The organism is uncultured Leifsonia sp., from assembly GCF_945957465.1.
Classification (GTDB): Bacteria; Actinomycetota; Actinomycetes; order Actinomycetales; family Microbacteriaceae; genus Leifsonia.
This window is the reverse complement of sequence record NZ_CAMFLC010000009.1, coordinates 28,319-48,425: the sequence shown is the minus strand read 5'-3', so window position 1 is coordinate 48,425 and position 20,107 is coordinate 28,319. Positions and strand designations below refer to the sequence as shown.

At 65.5% G+C, this 20,107-nt stretch carries 19 protein-coding genes; 6 read left to right on the top strand and 13 right to left on the bottom strand.

The window, feature by feature from the left end; genetic code table 11:
* Window positions 1–28 precede the first annotated feature (28 nt).
* The 3 genes from Q0Q23_RS06710 to mobF form a co-directional block, all read right to left on the bottom strand.
* A complete protein-coding gene (locus Q0Q23_RS06710) occupies window positions 29–814 on the bottom strand; it encodes an APH(3')-II family aminoglycoside O-phosphotransferase (RefSeq protein WP_257057461.1) in 786 nt (261 codons plus the stop codon).
* 85 nt (window positions 815–899) lie between these two features.
* Window positions 900–1,274, bottom strand: a complete 375-nt coding sequence (locus Q0Q23_RS06705) for a recombinase family protein (RefSeq protein WP_295121235.1) — start codon at window positions 1,272–1,274, stop codon at window positions 900–902.
* Window positions 1,275–1,329: 55 nt separating this feature from the next.
* Window positions 1,330–3,942: a MobF family relaxase gene (mobF, locus tag Q0Q23_RS06700; RefSeq protein ID WP_295121232.1), complete on the bottom strand. Its 2,613-nt coding sequence runs from the start codon at window positions 3,940–3,942 to the stop codon at window positions 1,330–1,332.
* A gap of 234 nt (window positions 3,943–4,176) precedes the next feature.
* On the opposite strand from mobF, the gene Q0Q23_RS06695 reads away from it, so the two are divergent.
* Window positions 4,177–5,301 carry a DNA cytosine methyltransferase gene (locus Q0Q23_RS06695; protein ID WP_229745258.1) on the top strand — a complete coding sequence of 375 codons (1,125 nt, stop codon included), beginning with the start codon at window positions 4,177–4,179 and terminating at the stop codon, window positions 5,299–5,301.
* A gap of 7 nt (window positions 5,302–5,308) precedes the next feature.
* Here Q0Q23_RS06695 and Q0Q23_RS06690 read toward each other — a convergent pair whose 3' ends face one another.
* Window positions 5,309–5,644: a hypothetical protein gene (locus tag Q0Q23_RS06690; RefSeq protein WP_146048015.1), complete on the bottom strand. Its 336-nt coding sequence runs from the start codon at window positions 5,642–5,644 to the stop codon at window positions 5,309–5,311.
* Between the two features lie 111 nt (window positions 5,645–5,755).
* On the opposite strand from Q0Q23_RS06690, the gene Q0Q23_RS06685 reads away from it, so the two are divergent.
* The 4 genes from Q0Q23_RS06685 to Q0Q23_RS06670 all read left to right on the top strand — a co-directional run bounded on the left by Q0Q23_RS06685 (window position 5,756) and on the right by Q0Q23_RS06670 (window position 9,267).
* The gene (locus Q0Q23_RS06685) at window positions 5,756–6,115 is read left to right on the top strand and encodes a helix-turn-helix transcriptional regulator (RefSeq protein WP_026926287.1); all 360 of its coding nucleotides are present in this window, start codon (window positions 5,756–5,758) and stop codon (window positions 6,113–6,115) included.
* Window positions 6,112–8,016 (top strand): cation-translocating P-type ATPase, encoded by a 1,905-nt coding sequence (locus Q0Q23_RS06680; protein ID WP_100810823.1) that lies wholly within the window; start codon window positions 6,112–6,114, stop codon window positions 8,014–8,016. Before Q0Q23_RS06685 ends, Q0Q23_RS06680 begins: the two co-directional genes overlap by 4 nt.
* Window positions 8,017–8,063: 47 nt before the next feature.
* The gene (locus Q0Q23_RS06675; protein WP_236021811.1) at window positions 8,064–8,588 is read left to right on the top strand and encodes a signal peptidase II; all 525 of its coding nucleotides are present in this window, start codon (window positions 8,064–8,066) and stop codon (window positions 8,586–8,588) included.
* A 76-nt stretch (window positions 8,589–8,664) separates the two neighbouring features.
* On the top strand, window positions 8,665–9,267 hold the full coding sequence (locus tag Q0Q23_RS06670) for a cadmium resistance transporter (RefSeq protein WP_100810821.1): 603 nt from the start codon (window positions 8,665–8,667) through the stop codon (window positions 9,265–9,267).
* A gap of 222 nt (window positions 9,268–9,489) precedes the next feature.
* On the opposite strand, the gene merA is transcribed toward Q0Q23_RS06670, so the two are convergent.
* Window positions 9,490–10,869 (bottom strand): mercury(II) reductase, encoded by a 1,380-nt coding sequence (gene merA / locus Q0Q23_RS06665; RefSeq protein ID WP_198519550.1) that lies wholly within the window; start codon window positions 10,867–10,869, stop codon window positions 9,490–9,492.
* Window positions 10,870–10,964: 95 nt separating this feature from the next.
* Between merA and Q0Q23_RS06660 the strand changes: the two genes are divergently transcribed.
* Complete coding sequence (locus tag Q0Q23_RS06660; protein WP_188551966.1) at window positions 10,965–11,354, top strand: heavy metal-responsive transcriptional regulator; 390 nt, start codon at window positions 10,965–10,967, stop codon at window positions 11,352–11,354.
* Window positions 11,355–11,643: 289 nt separating this feature from the next.
* On the opposite strand, the gene Q0Q23_RS06655 is transcribed toward Q0Q23_RS06660, so the two are convergent.
* From Q0Q23_RS06655 to Q0Q23_RS06620, 8 genes are all read right to left on the bottom strand, one after another.
* Window positions 11,644–14,226 carry a DEAD/DEAH box helicase family protein gene (locus Q0Q23_RS06655; RefSeq protein ID WP_295121215.1) on the bottom strand — a complete coding sequence of 861 codons (2,583 nt, stop codon included), beginning with the start codon at window positions 14,224–14,226 and terminating at the stop codon, window positions 11,644–11,646.
* Window positions 14,207–15,883 (bottom strand): Eco57I restriction-modification methylase domain-containing protein, encoded by a 1,677-nt coding sequence (locus Q0Q23_RS06650; RefSeq protein ID WP_295121212.1) that lies wholly within the window; start codon window positions 15,881–15,883, stop codon window positions 14,207–14,209. Before Q0Q23_RS06650 ends, Q0Q23_RS06655 begins: the two co-directional genes overlap by 20 nt.
* Complete coding sequence (locus Q0Q23_RS06645) at window positions 15,880–16,524, bottom strand: N-6 DNA methylase (protein ID WP_013601291.1); 645 nt, start codon at window positions 16,522–16,524, stop codon at window positions 15,880–15,882. The genes Q0Q23_RS06650 and Q0Q23_RS06645 overlap by 4 nt, the downstream gene beginning before the upstream one ends.
* Window positions 16,521–16,781, bottom strand: a complete 261-nt coding sequence (locus Q0Q23_RS06640; RefSeq protein ID WP_013601292.1) for a helix-turn-helix domain-containing protein — start codon at window positions 16,779–16,781, stop codon at window positions 16,521–16,523. Before Q0Q23_RS06640 ends, Q0Q23_RS06645 begins: the two co-directional genes overlap by 4 nt.
* 135 nt (window positions 16,782–16,916) lie before the next feature.
* Window positions 16,917–18,053 (bottom strand): alpha/beta hydrolase, encoded by a 1,137-nt coding sequence (locus Q0Q23_RS06635; protein WP_013601293.1) that lies wholly within the window; start codon window positions 18,051–18,053, stop codon window positions 16,917–16,919.
* Window positions 18,050–19,060, bottom strand: a complete 1,011-nt coding sequence (locus Q0Q23_RS06630; protein ID WP_026926277.1) for an MAB_1171c family putative transporter — start codon at window positions 19,058–19,060, stop codon at window positions 18,050–18,052. Before Q0Q23_RS06630 ends, Q0Q23_RS06635 begins: the two co-directional genes overlap by 4 nt.
* A complete protein-coding gene (locus Q0Q23_RS06625) occupies window positions 19,057–19,521 on the bottom strand; it encodes a hypothetical protein (protein ID WP_013601295.1) in 465 nt (154 codons plus the stop codon). The genes Q0Q23_RS06630 and Q0Q23_RS06625 overlap by 4 nt, the downstream gene beginning before the upstream one ends.
* Window positions 19,522–19,580: 59 nt before the next feature.
* Window positions 19,581–20,012 carry a hypothetical protein gene (locus Q0Q23_RS06620; protein ID WP_013601296.1) on the bottom strand — a complete coding sequence of 144 codons (432 nt, stop codon included), beginning with the start codon at window positions 20,010–20,012 and terminating at the stop codon, window positions 19,581–19,583.
* Window positions 20,013–20,107: the final 95 nt, after the last annotated feature.

Genomic DNA, 20,107 nt, shown 5'->3' with positions numbered 1-20,107 from the left:
TGGATCGGCTTGTTTTTGCAGCGAACCCTCAGAAGAACTCGTCCATGAGCCGGTAGAACCGTGTCCGTGCCGGGTCGAGGTCCTCGATCCCATACTGGTCGAGGAATAAGGGCACCCATGATTGGCCGAGTTGCTCGGCTATGTCCCGCGTTGCTAGCGCGAGGTCCTGGTGACGGTCGGCAACTCCCAACCGCCCGCAGTCGATGAAGCCAGAGAAGCGGTCCTCGTCCACAATCAAGTTGGACAGGCATGCATCCCCATGCGTAACAACGAGATCTTCATGAACGGGACGAAGCCCTTGAAGCATCGCGAGCAGTTCGCTTGGGTCGCGGTCACGGTGTTCATCGTCGAAATCATTAGTGTCGACTAGGCCCGCCTCCCAACGGGCACGGGCCTGCTCGATGCGGTGAGAGACACGGTGGTCGAAAGGGCAGCTGTCCGTCATCAGAGTGTGCAGCCGGCGCAACGCCTTAGCCGCGATCCGGGCCTTTGCCGCAGGTTCAATCGGAGCGGAGGACAGGTCGTTGCCGGGAACGTCGTCGAGCAACAACCAATGCCGCCCTGTAGAAGTGATTTCGTCGAGCACGCGGGCACAGGGCACTCCCGTTGTCGTCAGCCATCTCAGGCGCGCCGCCTCACCCGGGAGTTCGCCCAAACATCTGACTGGTTCCGTCTTAACAAAGAGGACGTCTCCGTCTGGAGACGTCAACCGAAAAACGGCTGCGTCCGATCCACCGGTTGTCTGCAACTCCCATGAGTAGCCGGTCAGTTCCTGTTCCCACGTGATTGGGAACGCAGGGCGGACTGGGGACATCTGGCTCCTAACAAGACTGCGGGTTCTGGCCAAGTATAAGTCGTTCTGAATCGATCCGACGTGCTCGACCACGAGCGGCATCGGGTCAGCTGCGGCTGTACAAATCATCGACGTAGGTTGTCTCGCAGCAGCTCGGTTTCACCAATGGAACGCATCCCGGGAGTGCACCTGACTTGGCACTATGGTGTCGATGCGGATCCATCGCGCGGAACTGCGGGCGGACCACCCGCCGCACCCGCTCACCAGACGGCAACGTAATCGTGCGCTGCTTGAACGCCGACGTGTCATTCTCGCGGAACACCGCGCTGACCTCCCACCCGTGAGCGGCAGCGTAAGCGCGACAGTCCGCCTCTTGCCGATCCACACCCCGCTCCGTACCCTCGGGGTCGTCACTGATCCTCACGTACACCACCGCCCGCAACGGCTCCGTGGCCTGTCTCTGCTGCTCGTTGTGACCCATGTTCCGGCCCACCTTCCTACTCGTGTGAGAGGTAGGTGCGTTTACAGAACCTCGGCTAGCCGAGATCGACATGCTCAGCCACATACGCAGCGGGGAGGACGATGCCGCCGCCGAACCTGCGCGCGCGCCTGCCAGCCCTGATGGTTCCGTCGTCGCGGATCGAGGTGCCGGTCCCGTAGTCGCGTGCGATGGTGATGGTCCCGTCGTCACCGACGGCGGTTACGGTCCAGATGTCGCCGTTGCGCACCCAGTCCCGCCCGGCCAGGGTGCGCAGGCTCCGGTTGTTGAGTCGCGTGATGATGGTGTCGCCGACGCCTGCGGCGGTGCCGTCGCGCAGTTCGACTTCGCGGTCGGGGTTCAGCGTCTTGTTGAGGATCAGGTCGGCGCGGGCGCGCCGGTTCAGTGCGGTCACGTCTTCATGGGTCTCGGCGATCATCACAGACACCAGTCCCGCGTCGCGGTCGGCGCGCCAGGCGTTGTAGGCGGCCTCTGTCATGGCCTCGCCGTCGCCATCTGTGATGCGCTCATGGACGAGGTAGGTGTCGATGGCTTGGGTTCGTCCCTGGCGTAGTTCGAGTGAGGCGGTCTTCTCCCAGGCGTGGGTGAAGCGGTGAACGTCGACAAGTTCGGGGGTGTCGGCTCTGTCTCTGGCGATCATCGCGAACGCGCCGCCGGCGTCTACGGATTGCAGTTGGGCGTAGTCGCCGACCAGGAGTACCTTCGCGCCCGCGTTCTGGGCGAGGTGGGTGATGCGGTCCAGGGACAGGGTGCCGGCGAGGGAGGCTTCGTCGATGATGACGAGTTGGCCCGCCTCGAAGGTGGTGCCGTGGAGGAGGTGGTTCTGCCACCACTTCGCCGTGTTCTCCGTCGCGATCCCGAGATCGTCGGCGAGGACCTGGGCTGCGACCGCTGACGGCGCCAGCCCGACGACGGACCCGGAGCCATGCTCGGCCTCCCAGGCGCGGCGGAGTGCGTTCATGGCGGTGGTCTTGCCCGCCCCGGCGGGGCCGACGAGAACATCGAGGAGGCGTCCTGATACCGCGATGCGGGTCAGGGCGTCGGCTTGGTCGTCGCCGAGCATCCGGCCGTCTGCGTCAGGACTGCGCGTGATCGTCTCAACGGTTGCGAGAGGCACTGTCGGACCGGCCAAGTTCGCCGCTCGTTCGAGGAGTCTGTCCTCGGCCGCGAGCTGGGTCTCGGAGGTGAACACGGTCGAGCTCTTCGGTCGGAACACCGAGCTGCCGTCGGGCCGGCGGAACACGACCGGAGAGGCTGCGAGTTCAGGCGGAGTCAGCCGGAGCGAGACGAGTTCGGCGGCGTCGGCGGTCATCGCGACGATGGCTTCCCGGTCTTGCATGGTGGCGAAGCGCCAGCCCATCGTCTGCCGGGATGCCTCGGCCATGAGATTCCATCGCCGCCAGGTCGAGCGCTTCTCACCGACCACCTCGACGACCGAACGCCCCAACTCGCCAATCACGTCGAGCGGCACGTCATCGGCGCGCAGCAGGAGCGGCTTGTCGTTGTCGGTGACCTCGCGTGCCCACGTCGTCGCGTCCCGGCCGAGCGTCTTCGTGGCGCGGTCCCGCCACTCGGCGGTCAGGTCAGCCAAGGATCGGACCTGCTTCTCTGGGCGGGTCGCGAGTGTGGCTTGGGCTCGCAGTTTGAGGATTGTTGCGTTCGATGGTTGGCGTCCGTGTTGAGCGACGTACTCGTCGATGAGCCGGTTCTTCTCGGCGTCGATGTGGCGGGCGCGGGTAGAGAACTCTGTGACCAGTTCTTCTGGGACTCCCGTGATCGCCCATGCTGGGTTCCGGTCACGGCCCATCTCGCGCGCTTCCCAGGAGAGGCCGAAGGTGCGCGTCATGTGGTCGGCGAACACGGCTTCGTGTAGTTCGGAGAGCGCCACGACGGCGGCGTGCATCGGTCTGCCGTCAAGCGAGCGCCACTTCCCGTCGAGGACGGTCTTGGCCTTGTTGCTGATGACGACGTGCGTGTGGAGGTGGGGGTCGCCGGCGCGGGAGTCGAAGTGATCGAATGCGGTCGCGATGAGTCCGGTGACATCGACCTGCGCAACCGCGCCATCTCCGGCGGTTGCGCCCGTGCGGGTGGCTGCAACCTCGCGTTCCATGAACGCAGCCACCTCCGCAACCGCTCGATGATGCGCCTCCGCGATCAGCGCTTGGACCCCGGCGTCTGCGACCGCCCACAACACTGACGCGGACTTCGGGATCGAGAAGGTGAAGTCGAAGCCAGCTACCGCGCGTCGTGTGCTCCGGGCAGTCTCCTCGGCAACGATCTGCGCGACGGCCTCGCCCTTGGCGCCAGGCGTCATCGTCGGTTCGAGGTCGGCGATGCGCGCCTCGATCCGCTCCGCCTGGCTCCTGTAGGTCGGGAAGGAACGACCGAGCGGCTGGTCGGTGATCGGATCATGGCCAGTCCCCATCAGTAGCTGGAGTTGGTGTTCTGATACTCGGTCGCCCAACTGAATCTCGCCCTTGCCGAGGGCCGCTACGCCCGCGCCGACCCAGCGGCCGGGCGGGGTGCCTACTTCCATGTAGTAGCGAGTGAGTGGCGTCGAGAGCGGCCTGTTGCCGTCGGCTGCCGCGACGGTCTTGAGCAGGTACTTATAGCCGTCACCTGCCGACATCACGCGCATCGAAACCGTCATGCTCACCTCCGCTCCTGCCGGGCAGGTGAGCACCCTCACCCGGTGACCTCTGCCGCGGTAATGCCCGGCTACCTCGATCTGCAAGACGCGTGTGACCTCGGATGGCGGTCAGAGCGAAGGCCGGAGATGGGGGCGTCGGGCGGTGTCGCTCGCGTGGCTCGACGAGCTGCGGGCGTGCCGGAGTTGTGCACCTGACAGTTGGCCAGCTCGGCATCAGTGCTCAACGAGGCACGGATGCCGGGGACGACCTTCACCGGAGCAGACTTTATGCACGACCTCGACATCAGCGGCGAACCACGACTCAGGATCGGGTCGCTGTTCAGCGGCTACGGCGGCCTCGACCTCGCCGTCGAGCACGTATTCAACGCCACGACCGTGTGGTTCTCCGAACTCAACGCGCCCGTCGCCCGCGTCTTCTCGCACCACTGGCCCGAAGCTCCGAATCTTGGCGACATCACGGCCATCGACTGGAGTCAGGTCGAGCCCGTGGACATCCTCATCGGCGGATTCCCGTGCCAAGACGTTTCCACGGTAGGCAAGCGCGCCGGCCTTGCTCCGGGTACGCGCTCGGGTCTCTGGGCGCACATGGCCGTAGCCATCGACGCGCTCCAGCCCGAATGGGTCGTCATCGAGAACGTCCGCGGGCTGCTGTCCTCACCCGCGACGCGGCCATCCGCAGAAGGAGATAACCATGACCGACGCAACCCAGGCGATGCATCCCCCGACGGCGCAACCCTTCGCAACGTGGAACCCGACCCGTGGCATCTGGGAGACTACGCAACTCGACCTCTTCGGGCTCTCGGCGCCGTTCTCGGCGATCTGGCCGACTTGCGGCTGGATGCAGGATGGATCGGCTTACCGGCTTCCCTTGTCGGCGCTCCTCACCAACGCTTCCGCATCTTCGCCCTCGCCCGGCGCACTGTTCCGCACCCCGCTGGCGACGGACTCATCGCGCGGTGGAGAGACTCTCGACCAGGTGCGAGCGAGACGAGGGACGATTGCGCTGTCGCACCAGATCATCGACTTCGCCCTCCACGGACCGGGTGGCTCATCGAACAGGAGAGCCGAATCGGAGACGCTGTGGTCGCTGATCGACGGACTGTTCAGCGATGGGGACGCTACGCCGACGCCATCACTCGTTGGGAACACATCACCGGGCGACCCGCGCAAGCGCCAGCCCTCCTGAACGACGCCGACGGCCCCCGCCCAGCACCGGCATTCGTCGAATGGCTCATGGGCCTGCCGACTGGATGGGTCACCGATAGCGGCGACCTGACGCAGAATCAACAGATCACCGCCCTCGGCAACGGAGTGCTACCCCTCCAGGCTGTGTCCGCGCTGTCACTGCTCGCCGCGTGAACGTGGGCTACGCGAGAGCGGCGTCCTCCGGTGCTCCCGGTGTCGTTCCCAGAGCGGCGAGCAGGCGGACCCGGACTCGCTGCTTGCGCTGCTCGAAGAACGAGGTGAAGTCGGCCAAGTCGAGCGGAAGGCCGTCGAGGTCGTCCTCGGCAAGGTACGTAGCTCGCTTGTTCTCGCTCGGGAAGGCGGTGTCCATCCACTCCGCAGGCAGTCCATCCTGCTTCTCGATGTTGGCGGCCCCACCCAGCAACTGAAGGTTCGGCAGCAGGCATGCGGCGGCCAAGTAGTCGTCGACCTTAATCGAGCGGGACGCCGGCACCGAGGAACGGGACATATTCTCCACGACGGATCTTCGAGCACTTCGCCACGCTCGCTGGTAGGGAGCTGTCAACTGACTCGCCGCTCGTGAGGACACCTGGCGCCGAATATACATCGTACAGTGTATAGTCATCGTATGCTGACTATTTCCGATCGACTCGACGTGATGAACCGGCTCGGCCGAGCTATGGCCGACCCGACCCGCTCCCGCATTCTGCTGACCCTGCTGGCCGGGCCGAGCTACCCGGCGGTGCTGTCCCGCGAGCTGGGGTTGTCGCGCTCGAACGTGTCGAACCATCTGACATGCCTGCGCGGGTGCGGGATCGTGGTGGCCGAGCCCGAGGGCCGACAGACCCGCTACGAGGTGGCAGACCCGCACCTGGCCCGCGCGCTGACGGCGCTGGTGGATGTCACGCTTGCGGTCGACGAGAGCGTGCCGTGCATGGACCCGGACTGCGGGGTCGAGGGTTGCCAGGCGGGGGAGGTGCGGGCGTGAGCGCGGTCACAGGTTCGCAGGTCGAGCACGTCGACCTCGACGACCACGATGATGACGATGACCGGCCGTGGTATCGGAGCCCGAGCGTTCTGATCCCGATCGCCTCCGGCGTCGCGTTCGCCGCCGGCCTGGTGTGCGAGTGGACCGGCGCGGAGACCGCGGGCCTGGTGCTGTTCTGGATCGGCCTGCTGCTGGGCGCTTACACGTTCGTGCCGGGCGCGCTGCGCAAGCTGTTCACCAAGGGCAAGTTCGGCATCGGGCTGCTGATGACGATCAGCGCGACCGGCGCGGTGATCCTCGGCTACGTCGAGGAGGCCGCCGCGCTGGCATTCCTGTACTCCATTGCGGAGGCGCTGGAGGACAAGGCGATGGACCGCGCCCGCGCAGGGTTGCGGGCGCTGTTGAAGCTCGTGCCCGACACCGCACTCGTCAAGCGCGGCGACGCCACCGCCGAGGTCGAGGCGAAGGAGCTGCGCGTCGGGGATGTCCTGGTGGTCCGGCCGGGCGAACGGATCGCCACCGACGGCACCGTGCGGGCCGGGCGAAGCAGCCTGGACACGTCCGCGATCACGGGTGAATCGATCCCGGTCGAGGTCGAACCGGGCACCGACGTCTCGGCCGGGTCAATCAACACCACCGGCGTGCTCGAGGTCGAGGCCACCGCCGCCGGCACCGACAACTCGCTCACCACCATCGTGGAGCTGGTCGAGCAGGCGCAGGCCGAGAAGGGCGACCGTGCCCGCCTGGCCGACCGGATCGCCCGCCCGCTGGTGCCCGGCGTGATGATCCTCGCCGTGCTGGTCGGCGTGCTTGGGTCGCTGTTGAGCGGCGACCCTGAGCTGTGGATCACCCGCGCTCTGGTGGTGCTGGTCGCAGCCTCGCCGTGCGCGCTGGCGATCGCCGTCCCGGTCACCGTTGTTTCCGCGATCGGCGCGGCGTCGAAGTTCGGTGTGGTCGTGAAGTCCGGGGCCGCGTTCGAGCGGTTCGGCGGCATCCGCCACCTCGCCGTCGACAAGACCGGCACGCTGACCCGCAACGAGCCCACGGTGACCCGCGTCGTCACCACCGGCGCGACCGAGAATGAGGTGCTGGCGTGGGCGGCGAGCCTGGAAGGTCACAGCACGCACCCGCTGGCCGCCGCGATCACGAAGGCCGTCCCCGACGCCCCGACCGCGCACGACGTCACCGAGACCGCCGGGCGCGGCATCACCGGCACGCTCGGTAGTGCCCGTCTCGCCGTCGGTAGCCCCCGCTGGCTGGATGCCGGATCACTGGCCGACCAGGTGCGGGCGATGGAGTCCGAGGGGATGACCGTCGTCATCGTGCACCGAGGCGACCAGCCGGCCGGGGCGATCGGGGTGCGTGACGAACTGCGCCCAGAGGTTCCCGAGGTCATCGCCACGCTGAACCGCCGCGGGATCGGGGTGACGATGCTCACCGGCGACAACGCCCGCACCGCCGCAGCGCTGGCCGACCAGGCCGGCATCAGGGACGTGCGCGCCGAGCTGCGCCCCGAGGACAAGGCCACCGCCGTCGCGAAGTTGTCGAAGTCTCAGCCCACTGCCATGATCGGGGACGGCATCAACGACGCTCCCGCGCTGGCGGCCGCGGATGTGGGGATCGCTATGGGAGCCAAGGGCGCCGATGCTGCGATCGAGTCGGCCGACGTCGCGTTCACCGGCCACGACCTGCGCCTCATCCCACAGGCCCTCGCCCACGCCCGCCGCGGCCGCAACATCATCAACCAGAACGTCGTGTTGTCGATCGCGATCATCGTGGCGCTGCTGCCGCTCGCGATCACCGGAGTCCTCGGGCTCGCCGCGGTCGTGCTTGTACACGAGGTCGCTGAAGTCGTCGTCATCCTCAACGGGCTCCGCGCGGCGCGGCGCACGAAGGCATGACCGATCCCCTTGACGGCTCCGCTCCCTCCCCGGGAAAAGCGGATGCCGTGGAAGCGAGTTCTGCCGGCCCGGCGGCGGCGCGCGTCCGGCTCCGCTGGTTCCTGCTCGCGTGCGCCGTCGCCGCCGGCGCGGTGCTGATCGACCAAGGCAGCAAGGCACTCGCCCTCGCTCAGCTCAGCTCAGCGAGGATGACCGCAATCCCGCTCTTGGGAGACTGGCTCGGCTTACAGCTCGCGTTCAACCCCGGCACCGTCATGTCCTTAGGGTCCGATTCAACGTGGCTGCTCACCGTCATCGCGACCGCGGCGTCCATCGCCCTGCTCATCGCCGCCGCGCGCGCTCCATCGGCCGGGTGGGCGGTCGCGATCGGCCTGGTGTGGGGCGGCGCAGTCGGCAACCTCCTGGACCGGCTGTTCGCCCCTCCCGGATTCGGCCGCGGTCATGTCACCGACTTCCTCGCCTACGGCAACCTGTTCATCGGCAACCTTGCCGACGTCATCCTCGGTTTCGGCGTCGCCCTGGGCGTACTGCTTTACCTCCGAGGCCCAAACCACACCAGGAACGGACAATGATGGTCGCAGAGTATCAACGGCACGCGGCTGCCGGAACCGCTGGGTCGCCAGGCGGCTGTAACGCGGCGGTGGGCGCATGATCCTGTCCTCCGTCCTGCAGGCGATCGGCCTATTCATCGCCACGAACATCGATGACATCATCGTGCTCTCCTTGTTCTTCGCCCGAGGCGCGGGCCGGCGCGGGACCACCGCCCGAATCCTGGTCGGACAGTACCTCGGGTTCGCTGGCATCCTGGGCGCTTCCGTGCTGGTGACGCTCGGGGCGGGAGCGTTCCTGCCGCCGGAGGTCATCCCCTACTTCGGACTCATTCCGCTGGGGTTGGGACTTTGGGCTGCGTGGCAAGCCTGGCGCAACCGCGGTGCCGACGATGACGATGAGGCAAAGGTCGAGGGCAAGAAGGTTGGGGTGTGGACGGTGGCCGGGGTGACCTTCGCCAACGGCGGGGACAACATCGGCGTCTACGTCCCGGTCTTCCTCAGCGTGGGCCCAGCGGCCGTGGTGGCGTACTGCATCGTGTTCCTCGCCCTGGTCGCCGCCCTCGTCGGCCTGGGCAAGTTCGTCGCCACCCGCCGACCGATCGCCGAACTCCTGGAACGCTGGGAACACATCCTGTTCCCGATCGTGCTCATCGGCCTGGGCATCTTCATCCTCGTCAGTGGTGGTGCCTTCGGCCTCTGAACTCGTAGCCGACTGCGTAGATGGCAGCGTGCTGTGGTTGCTACCTGGCGGCTGAGTGTCCCGGTGCGCTCCGCGTGTGAGCGGCCCAGACGACGTGCTCGGCGCCGCTGCCTCAACTGAGCCCACGCTGACCGCGTAGGCGTCGATCACGCGGTCGGTGCCGGTGTTGAAGGCGTCGCGGATATCACTTGGATCACCACATCGCTGGGCCCGGCTCTTGTGTCAGGCGCAGCAGGAGGTGGGGAGTTCGTTGCGGAAGAGGTTCGCGGTGAGGCGGATGCCTTCGGCCATGGTGAGGTAGGGGGCCCAGGTGTCGGCGAGTTGGGTGACGGTGAATCCGGCGGTGATGGCGTAGGTTGCGGCGAGCATCATCTCCCCAGCGGTGTCGGCGAGGGCGTGGATACCGAGGACTTTGCCGGTGTCGGCGTCGGCGACGACCTTGATGCCGCCGCGTGTGTCGTGGTTGGCGATGGCCCTGGGCACGTCGGAAAGTCGTAGGAATCGGCAGGCGCACCGGTATCCGGCGGCGATGGCGCTGGCTTCGGTGATCCCGGCGGAGGCCAGTTGGGGTGAGGTGAACAGCACAGACGGCAACCCGGTGTAGTCGACTCGCTCGTCGTGACCCAGGGCGTTGTGCGCGGCGATCTTCCCAGTCCTCGCGGCGACGTACACGTACTGGGGCACGTCAGTGACGTCACCGGCGGCGAACACAGCCGGGTTCGTGGTCCGCTGCTGCTCGTCTACGATGACGAAGCCGCGCTCGTCGGTCGCGATACCCGCAGCAGGAAGGTTGAGCCCTTCGGTGCGCGGGGTGCGACCGGTGGCAACGAGGACACGTTCACCGGTCGCGTCCTTCCCGTTGCGGGTCGTCACCTGGACCAGGCCCTCGTGCTGGGTGATCGTGGCTGCGCGGTCGCCGATGACGCTGATCCCCTCGGCCAGGAAGGCCTTGCGGAGCTCGGATGACAGTTCCGGTTCGGCGTGCGGGGCGAGCCGACCGATGACGGTGACCTCTACTCCGAGCCGGGCGAACAGCTGCGCCTGTTCCAGGCCGACGAAGCCACCGCCGATCACCACGAGCGACGCGGGCAGTTCCGTCAGTTCCATCGCTGTGGTCGACGTGAGGTAATCAACCTGCTCAAGCCCAGGGATTGCCGGCACGTGCGGCTCGGCGCCGGTGGCGACGAGATACGACTTCGCGCGCACCGGTCGTCCATCCACGAGCAGGGTTCCCGCGTCTGTGAACGTTGCAGTGCCCGGGAGGATGTCAAACCCGTAGGCAGCGGCGATGTCGGCGTACTTGGTCTGGCGGAGCATCCCAACCAGATCATCCTTCTGCTCGATGAGCGCGCTGAGATCGACCATCCCAGCAGAGCTGGGGGCGCCTGAGAACGGGTTCGTGAGGGCGGAGTGCCGGGTGTGCGCGGCCGCGAGAAGCGTCTTGGACGGCACACAACCCACGTTCACGCAGGTACCGCCGAGGGTTCCCGATTCGATAGCGACCACGCTGGCCCCCTCGAGGCGCGCGTGGATCGCTGCGGACATCGCCGCCCCGCCCGTCCCGATCACCACGAGATCAACCTCTGTGTGCTGTGTCACGATGCCTCCTCAAGTTCGAACCGGCCACTCATGCGGCCACTCCTGAAAGAATGGACCTTAAAGTATGCTTGAAGGTCAAGTCGGTGGCGGAGGTGACGATGCGGATCGGAGAACTCGCGGGGAAGGCGAAGACGAGGGCGTCCACGCTGCGGTATTACGAGGAGCGCGGGCTGCTCCAACCTCCGGAGCGTACCCCGGCCGGGTACCGCAACTACGGCGACGAGGCGGTGCAGCGGCTCGAGTTCATCGACCGGGCCCGCGCAGCAGGGCTCACCCTCGCGCAAACCGCCGAGATCCTCGAAGTACGTGACGCGGGCGGGTCGCCGTGCGGTCATGTTCGAGACCTCCTCGACCGGCGACTGGTCGAGATCGACGAGCAGCTTGAGCATCTCCGCCTGCTCCGTACCAGCGTCGCCGAGCTCCGCGCGAACGCAGCACAGACGTCGCCGGAGGCCTGCACACCCGAGTCGATCTGCCGGTACCTCTGACCAATCGGCTGAAGGGTCTTGCTGCCCGGAGGGAACCGTTGTCTTGTCCGCGTAAGGTTGTCGCGCTCGTGGTAGTTCGTCAGGAACTCGTAGAACGTGTACGACTGCGCGGTCTCGGGCTTGAAGTTCCAGAGCAGGAAGGAGCCGACAGGGTATCCGTGCTTCAGACAAATTCACGATGGATAGCTGGCATCAGATACTCGCGCTTGTGGATGGCGGTGAGCATCTCCTCGATGCTGCGCCGGGTCTGGAAGGACATGCGGCTCTCTCGATACGGGCTGACGGGTGGTCAGACTACGGTCTCGTCGTTGACGGCGACGACGGTGTCGTAGAGGCCGTAGCGACGCAGGCCCTTGTGGGACTCGATGCCGGTGTAGGACAAGGAGGAGTCCTCGTAGCGGCGGAAGGCGAAGACGGCCTGGTTCATATGGGTGGCGTTAAAGACGCCGAGATTCACGAGGAGGTGGAAGTCCTCGACGGTCAGTCCGGTGACGGTGCGGAACAGGCCGGGTTCGAGCTTGGTGATGACGTCGGTAAGAGTGTTCTCACGGAAGTCGGTCAGGTACATGAATGCAGGGATGCGGGTGGCGAACTTGACCAGCTTCTCCTGAATCTGCTTCCGCTTGGACTTGTACTCCTTCTCCTCCGCCGTCAGCTCCTTCTTCTCCGCCGGAGTGATGTCCTCGCCCTTCTCCTTCTTCACCTTCTTCACGGCGTCACTCTTGTTCACGACGGTCTCGAAGATGTCGTTGCCGAGTGCACGGAAACCCTCGATGTTCATGACGGCGTTGAGGGCGTCGGGGCTGTTCATGATCTTGCGCAGGGTTTCGTTGTCGACGTTGACGAGGATCGCGGACTCCCACTTGCGGGCCAGGAGGGTCGCGGAGGTGCCCGACATGGCGATATCGAGGATGCCGCCGGCATCGACCTGGGTCATGTTCGACCCGTCGTAGGCCAACACGGGCAGGAACTTCACGAGTTCCTCTACGGCTTGCTCGGGGTTCGGCGTCTCCGGTGAGAGGCCCGCGCCGTAGTCGGCGATCTGACGCAGCGCGCGGGTCGGCGCGAAGTCGAACACGAAGCACACCGGCTTGAGGACGGCTTCGGCGCTTGGGTTGTCGCCGTCGGGGTTCTTGATCGACCACGGTGACTGCACACGGAAGGCTGCCTGGAAGTAGGTCTCGGGTGAGTTGAGGTTGCGCAACATCAGGATCGAGGACCACTGCTTGACGGTGACGCCCGTGGTGAGCTTGCCGCACGACAGGGTGATCGTCTTCGTGTCGTGGCCGTCGCCGATCGCCGCCCGCACTGGCGGGAGAGCATCCAGCCCGATGCCCGCGCCGGGACCCGCGACGACGAGGACCTTGTAGTCGTGCCAGAACACGTTCTGCTTCTCCGCGAGCAGGTTCGACATTGCCTCGCAGGCAGCAACGTTGGGCAGGAACCAGAACGAGTGCTGAAGGTACGGCAGGAGTCGGACATCGGAGTACGGGAATGGCGGGCGGGTGCCCATTCGCATCGCGTCGACCTGGGTGGGCAGGTGAGCGCCGCGGACGAGATCGAGCCACTTCTGCACGTCGGTCTTGCGGGTGAACTCGGCGTCCTTGCCGGCGCCCTTTGCCTCGAAGAACTCGTTGAGGTCGAACTCGTCGAACTCTCCCTGATTCGCAACGGCAATCAACTCGTCAGGCATCTGGTACGTGAACAGACGCATCTCCGGGAGTGCCCCGTACGGGTTCCAGGCGTCCGGTTGCGCGACGGCGTACTCGGCCTTGGCGCGCTGCTCATCGGTGTAGGTCCAGTTGAAGATTTGCTCCTCGATAAACTCACCGGTTGCCAGCGCCTTGAATGGCGTGCCCGACAGGTACAGGTAGGCGCGGGTGGTGATCGGCAGGAAGTCGTCCTCGTCGTTGCCGAGTTCGTCAAGCTCCTCGTCGAAAGCCACGAGGCCGTCGTTGTACTCCGCGGCCAGTTCCTTCTGCTTGACTTTCTCGTCCTCGCCCTCGAACAGCTCCTTGGCGGACTCTCGCCACGCACCGAAGTGGTATTCATCGAAGATGACGAGGTCCCAGTTGGTGGTGTGGACCCACTCGTTCTTCGCCTTGATGAGGCCGGTCTTCCGATCTCGCCCGAGTAGGTCCTGGAACGAACCGAAGTAGACCAGTGGCCGAGTCTTGTCCGCCTCATCTGGGTTGCCCCCGGTGGCCGAGGAGAGGTACTGCCAGCCGTCGAAGTCGGCGTGAGACTCCAGGTCGGTCTGCCAGGCGTCCTCCACTGCGGGCTTGAAGGTGACCACGAGGATGCGTTTGGCGCCGAGCCGCTTCGCGAGTTGGTAGGAGGCGAAGGTCTTCCCGAAGCGCATCTTGGCGTTCCACAGGAACCGTGGCACCGCGTGAGAGTCCTCGGCCCAGATGGACTCGTAGTAGCCCTCGGCCTTGTCCACGGCGCTGGCTTGCTCCGGGCGCATCGGAAACTTCTCATGATGGGTTCCACTGAGCTTCACGCCTGTGCGAAGCTCAGTGATCGCCGTGCGCACATCGTCTGGGGTGCACCGCATCCACTCTCGCGCTGAGCCGAAGATCGGGTTCTCGAAGCCCTTGTCGATCAGCCGTTGGCGCACATCTGAGTCGCGAAACACCGTCCCGTCGCCTCGTTCGGCGAGCTCATCAACGTGCAGCGTGTATGCCTGTTGCATCTGCCCCTGAGACTCGCGGATGCGCGCGTTCACATCCGCCTTCGTCGTCTGTCCCACCTTGAGAAGGCCCGCGTAGCCGACTGGTGGATCGTTCGGCGACCACGCATAGATACGCAGTCGTGCCTCGGGCTTCTCCGGGAGAAGCTGATCGATGTCTCTACTCATCGCCGTCCTCATCGGAACCAGGCACGTCGTTGCTCGGACGCTCGGCGATCAACGACTCTATGAATGAAACCTGCTCACTATCGATGTCGTAGCGCTCATAGAGGTCACGATCAGTCCAGACTCGATCCATCGAGAGCCTTGGGACAAACAGGTAGGAGTCGCGAGTGATGTTCTGGGTGATCTTGCGAAGCGAGACGAGGAATCGAACGAAGCGCGTCCGCATGTAGATGGCCAGATTCCGAGCCTCTGTTTCGGAGTCCACAACCCCGATCACGAGGTAGGTCTCGGTACACGCGGTACCTGGGCCGGCCACGACCGGTTCGCCCAGAATCGTAACGTCATCGCGGCCACTCGTTCCGTGGGCCTTGACCAATAAGACCTTCCACTTGTCGACCCATTCGACGTTGCTCGTAATCGCAGATCGCTCCATGTACGACTCAGTCTGGTTTCCATACACCAGGACTGGATCATTCAACCCGACCGGAGTCGCCTTGCCCCTTTGGTTCGTCAGCCCAAATGGCTTCCTGGCAGACACCACATCGCCGAGGAGAGGCTCCGACTCTCCGTCAACTCTGTTCGCCCTCACCTTGTCCAGAATCCGCACGCCCTCGTTGCGACGCACGAGCACGTCATAGGCGTCAAGCATCCGAAGTGCGGGTTCGCCGATAGCCTCGTCTCCGATCTTGGTGGTGACCTCGCACGGTCCCTCATGGTCTCGACTCCACAACCAGTACGACACGCCGCCTCGAATCTTCACGCCAGGAAAGACGTCGTACAGCTGCGGATGGTCGATGAGTTTCGCAAAGCGGTGGTCGGCGAGCATCCGAGCCCGGAAATCGTCCAGACCCTTCCCGCCCGAGAACCATCGCGACGGGGTGATCATCACGGCATAGCGAGGGTCGAGCGCGAGTGCCTTCTCGACGAAGAGATTGTAGATGGGCGTGGCCGACGCGCCGCCACCACCGCCTCCATCCCCCAACTGATAGGGCGGGTTGCCGATGATGACGTCGAACTGCATGTTGTCTCCGAACAGCTCGGCGATCCGAGCTCTGATGTCGTCGGTATGGATGAATGCGTAGGCGTGAGTTTCCAAGTCGTCACCGCGTGCGTAGCTGCCTTCGCTAGCACCGCAGTAGGTGCACTTGCGGTTGGTATAGACGGCGATCTCTTCGCGCGTAAGCGGATCAACCCGAAACTCGCGTTTGCCACCGCCCCAGGCGTGGTCCGTGCGATCGAACCAGATGTTGCCGTCCTCGGTCGTGAACGACCTGGCGATCGAGTGCGGGCCGTTGGCGAACTTCGAGCAATAGACACTCCGGCGAGCCAGCAGTGCAGTGAGCTGTGTGATCCCGATGCCGAAAACCTGACGGGTGAGGATGTGATCGACGCGCTGGGCGAGGTCAGGGAACGTCAGGATCAGTCCGTCGGTGAGGCGGCGAGTGATCTCGCGAAGGAAGACCCCCGACTTGGTGAAAGGATCGAGGAACGTGACATCGGGGTTGGTCCAGATGTCGGCGCCGTCGTTGGCGTCTGCCCACGCGGCGGCAAGCGTGTCGAGCATCTGGTTCGCGAACTCCGGCGGGGTGAAGACCTCATCGTTGGAGAGGTTCGCGATGCACGTCAACACATCCGGGTTGTGCCCTCGGAGGGTGAAAGGTGCAAGGGTCACGCGGCGGCCTCGGCGATCTGACTGACGGTCATCGTCGGGTAAGTCTGCGCGGGGACGAACAGGTCCTCGTCATCGAGCTCGCCGAATAGGGTTCCCTCGTACGAGGCGCGCTGAGTGAGGTCGTCGTAGCGAAAGTCGCGCCTCTGGAACTTGCCTTTGCCGAGGTAGCCCCACTCAGGAAAGGTGATCGGCTGGCCGCTTGGCACGGTCATGGTCAAGGCATCGCCCTGGACGATGTTCACGGCGAGAACCGCGCGGGCCGCTCGCGCCCACTGGTCATCGTTGCCGATACCCAAGAATGTGTTGAACACCTCGGCGAGATTGTGGCGGCACTCTTCGGCGTTGTCTGCGAGAAGTTCGATACCGTAGGTGCACATGAGCGCGAACAATGCGTAGTGGCGCTTCTCGAACTCGCTCTTGCCGTGCCGAAGCTCGACCGTGGCGAGCTTGCGAGCCAGGACGGGGATGAGGAAGTTGCCCGAGCCGCAGGCGGGTTCGAGTACGCGGGAGTCGATCCGCTCAGACTCGTGCTTAACGAGGTCGAGCATGTCCTCGACCATCCACGCCGGCGTGAACACCTCGCCGTGGTCCGCAACGCGTTGCTTGGACTTCACCAAGCGCTGGGCGTCTTTCAGGTTCATCTTCCCCCCTCCCCGTGCTCGTCGTTGTCATGAGCGTAGGAGCGTCCACCGACACCGGGATGGGCTACGTGGAGCTCTTGGTCACTGGCCGCCGCACCCGCGCGCACCCAGTCGTCTATCTCGCTGGCTTGGAACTTCCAGAGGCGTCCGACCTTGTGGGCGGGCATGGCCTTCTCGGCGATCCAGGTGTAGACGGTGTCTTTGGTGACCCCGAGGTGGGCGGCGATGTCGTCTGCGGACAGCCACGGCTCAGCCACGTTGGTCCTCCCTCGCTCAATGGCCCAGGCAGGCCAACACCCACGATGATACCGGCTGAGGTACGGCTTGAGTTGGGTTTCTCCGGGCGTGGCCGAACGAGACGGGTTTCGAGAGTGGCCGCTGCGTTCTGCCGATCAGCGTGGGATGCGCACCTTGAGCCAGGCGGTCACCGTGTTCCGCCAGCGGTCCAGATCGCTGTTCCAGCAGAGGGTGTGGCCGGCATCGAAGGTCTCAAGCTCAACGAGGTCCGGGCGAGCGTCTCGGAGTGCTTGTGAGAGCCGGATCGGCACGGAGTCGTCTCGGGTGCCGTGGAGGATCAGGGTCGGCGTGTTGAGCTCTACGGCTCGGGATGTCCAGTCGAAGGTGGGAAGTGGGATGCGTCCTGGCAGGCCGACTGTGCGTGCCAGTGGGTCGAGGGTGAGCCACGGGATCGCGAGGTGCCCGGCTGCTGCAGGCCATCCGCTGCGGGCGCAGTTGGACTTGATGACTTCGGTCCAGTTGAGGACTGGGGAGTCGAGTACGAGCGCGGCGATCAGTCCCGGATGTCGCGGGTGGTCGGCGAGCTGGAGAGCGACAGCGGCACCCATCGACCAGCCGAAGATCACGACCTGTTCGGCTCCTCGTCGGACGGCGTACCCGATGGCCTCGTCAACGTCGCTCGTCTCTGCGTAGCCGAAGGTCGTCCGGCCGGTGCCAACTCGCGGCCCTTCTGCTGTGTTGCGGTAGCTGACGACGAGGGAGGTGTAGCCGAGTTCGGTTGCGGCGAGGACGCCGCGGAGGGTGCCGGCGCGGGTGCTGCCGAGGCCGTGGATGTGGATGGCCCAGGTCGCGAGGTCGCCGTCGATGCGCCAGGCCGGGCATGGTCCTGCGGGGGTCGTGATGGTGATGTCGCGTGTGTGGAGTCCGGCGTCGGCTGGGGTGGCGTAGTAGATGCCGCTCCAGGAGGCGCAATCGCCGGTCTTCGGAGTGAAACCCGATGTGGTGCCCGTGATCCTGCGAGCGACGCGGGTGGGTCCTCGATCGACGGTATCTGTGGCGAGCTGCGCCCAGCCGCCGTGCTCGAACCAGAGATTGTAGATGCCTGGCGCGGCGGCCTGGTCGGTGCGGTCGAGCACGATCAGGTCGCCGTCGTCGGTGTACTCGACGCCTCGAACGGTGAGGTCGAACATTCGTGGGCCGACGGGTGCGGTGAGCCGCCGCGCGATGGCCCACCCGACCCCGGCAACCGCTGCCGCCGCGGCCCCAGCGCCGAGAGCGATGCGGCCTATCACGACTCCCGCTCCTCGACGTAGGGAACGGGCGAGGTCGTCGCGAGGGCACTGTCGCTTCCGACGAGGTGGCTCTCGGCGCGTTCGAGCAGGTCGCGGTCGTCGGTGCTGATGTCGAAGGTGATGCGAGGGTCGATCATCGCGTCGCGGATTTCGACGATCACTCGGTGGAGGTGCCCTTCGGGGTCTTCGCTACTGGCGGCGAGGGGGTCGGCCTGGCTCAGCCCGGGCCGTGCGCGCGTCGCCTGGTGCCAAAGCGACTCCAGCTGCGCTGTGAGGGCGACGGTCTGCCTCTGCCGGGCGCGGTGCTGAGCGCGACGGACGGCAGGCTGGATCGCGAACCCGGCACAGAGGAACACGAAGGTCAGGACGGAGAGCGGATCGTAGGCGGACTGGATAGTGTGCATGAGGTCGAGGTGGCCCGTGGCGTGGGCAACGTCCATGACGATCACGGCGAGGCAGAGCGCGACGCCGAACGCCGACCCCAGGCTCAACAGTGCCGCGGGGAGGTGCTGGATGCCGGTGTTGTGCCGGTACTGCCTTATGGCGAGGACGAGCATCGCCACGACAATGACGAGGCAGTAGGTGAAGTTGATGATCGAGTAGACCGCCGCCGCTGGCTGTGCGCCGAGGTCGATCATAAATCGTGTGGTAGTGGTGCCGCGGTCGATGAGCAGGAACGATGCGGTGATCGCGAGCAGCGCGACGAGCAGGACGGGGATGCTGACGGCGGCTCGGACGAGCCTGGGCCGGTACTCGCCGGTCTTCATGACGCCGCGGCCGAGGAAGAACAGCCCGGTCATCAGGAGCGCGTCCGCGATCAGGGTGGCGAGGTTGGTGCCACCGAGCAGTCGATCGACGGCGCTGTAGGCGGCATCCACGTTGAGCGTCATCGCGATGGCGATGGTGAGGGCGGCGTAGGTGATGCTTCGGTCGGTGCGTTTGCGTCGGAAGATGAGCAGGCTCGCCACGAGCGCCCACATGAGCGTTGCGACGAGCGTCTGGATCATCCGAATATCTCCGAGTATCTGGACTCTGCGAACACCGACCCTCGGATGCCGGCGGCGAGCCGGTCGGCGAGGGACTCGGCGGCGATCTCGGTTTCGCTGTCGAGGTCTTGCCGCCTGAGCAGGCGACCTCTGGTGTACGGCGGGATGTTGGGCAGCAGTACCTCCCCGACTGCACAGCCGTCGCCTTCGCCGTGGCCAAGGATCATGTGGGCGAGCTCGTGGAGCACGAACTGCTGGCGATGCAGCGCGGAGTCGCTGCGGGCGTGAAGCACGACGTCTTCGGCATCGGTGGAGAGCCAGAGCGCGCAGAGGCCGTCGTGGGTGTCGAGGTCTGCGAGTTCGACGACGCGGAGCCTACGGTGCCGCCGGTCTTGGACGGTGTGGAGGAGATCGTCAAGGGCGAAGGTATTGCCGAGCTCAAGGCCCGCGACGGCCGCCGATACGGTCTGTTCGATCTTCACGGTTCGCCCCTTCTCTGTAGGGAGCAGGGACCGGTGGCGGCTCCATCGTGCGGTACCGGTCAGTGCTCGGGCATGTGTGTCATTTCCTCGTCCAGGAACTTGGTGATGGCGTGGAGTGCTTTCGGCGAGATATCGCCGAGGGTGCGGGCAGCGTAGGACTTCACCTTCGCGGCACGCATGGACCGAACCAGGTCGAGCTGCGCAGAGACCTTCTCGGGAGTGGCAGCACCGTCCTCGCCGAGCAGGAACGCGGCGTCCACGTCGAAGAACTCCGCGAGCCCTTCGAAGACGGCGGGGTCTTGGACGTAGCGGTGGCCGTTGACCATGTACGTCCAGCGCGACCGCGACAGGTTGGTGCCTCGTTCTTGGAGGTAGCCGGCGATCTGCGAGTAGGTCGGCTCCGTGCCGGACTCGGCGACGGCGACATCCATCAGGAGCCGCAGACGTTTGGCGAGGTCTTCGGCCGCAGCCTGGCTCTCGTCTTCGGTCATGACGGTGACCCCCTTCCCTTCGCAACGGGCAAGGCATCGATGTAGTCCACCCAGAAGGTGGTTGTGCATGCTCAACCGTACTCGTTGAGCATGCA

Bases quoted from the DNA above. Each gene is read 5' to 3' on its own strand.
- Q0Q23_RS06710 (WP_257057461.1), bottom strand. From the start codon at position 814: ATGTCCCCAGTCCGCCCTGCGTTCCCAATCACGTGGGAACAGGAACTG.
- Q0Q23_RS06705 (WP_295121235.1), bottom strand. From the start codon at position 1,274: ATGGGTCACAACGAGCAGCAGAGACAGGCCACGGAGCCGTTGCGGGCG.
- mobF (WP_295121232.1), bottom strand. From the start codon at position 3,942: ATGACGGTTTCGATGCGCGTGATGTCGGCAGGTGACGGCTATAAGTAC.
- Q0Q23_RS06695 (WP_229745258.1), top strand. From the start codon at position 4,177: ATGCCGGGGACGACCTTCACCGGAGCAGACTTTATGCACGACCTCGAC.
- Q0Q23_RS06685 (WP_026926287.1), top strand. From the start codon at position 5,756: ATGCTGACTATTTCCGATCGACTCGACGTGATGAACCGGCTCGGCCGA.
- Q0Q23_RS06670 (WP_100810821.1), top strand. From the start codon at position 8,665: ATGATCCTGTCCTCCGTCCTGCAGGCGATCGGCCTATTCATCGCCACG.
- Q0Q23_RS06660 (WP_188551966.1), top strand. From the start codon at position 10,965: ATGCGGATCGGAGAACTCGCGGGGAAGGCGAAGACGAGGGCGTCCACG.
- Q0Q23_RS06655 (WP_295121215.1), bottom strand. From the start codon at position 14,226: ATGAGGACGGCGATGAGTAGAGACATCGATCAGCTTCTCCCGGAGAAG.
- Q0Q23_RS06645 (WP_013601291.1), bottom strand. From the start codon at position 16,524: ATGAACCTGAAAGACGCCCAGCGCTTGGTGAAGTCCAAGCAACGCGTT.
- Q0Q23_RS06630 (WP_026926277.1), bottom strand. From the start codon at position 19,060: ATGATCCAGACGCTCGTCGCAACGCTCATGTGGGCGCTCGTGGCGAGC.
- Q0Q23_RS06620 (WP_013601296.1), bottom strand. From the start codon at position 20,012: ATGACCGAAGACGAGAGCCAGGCTGCGGCCGAAGACCTCGCCAAACGT.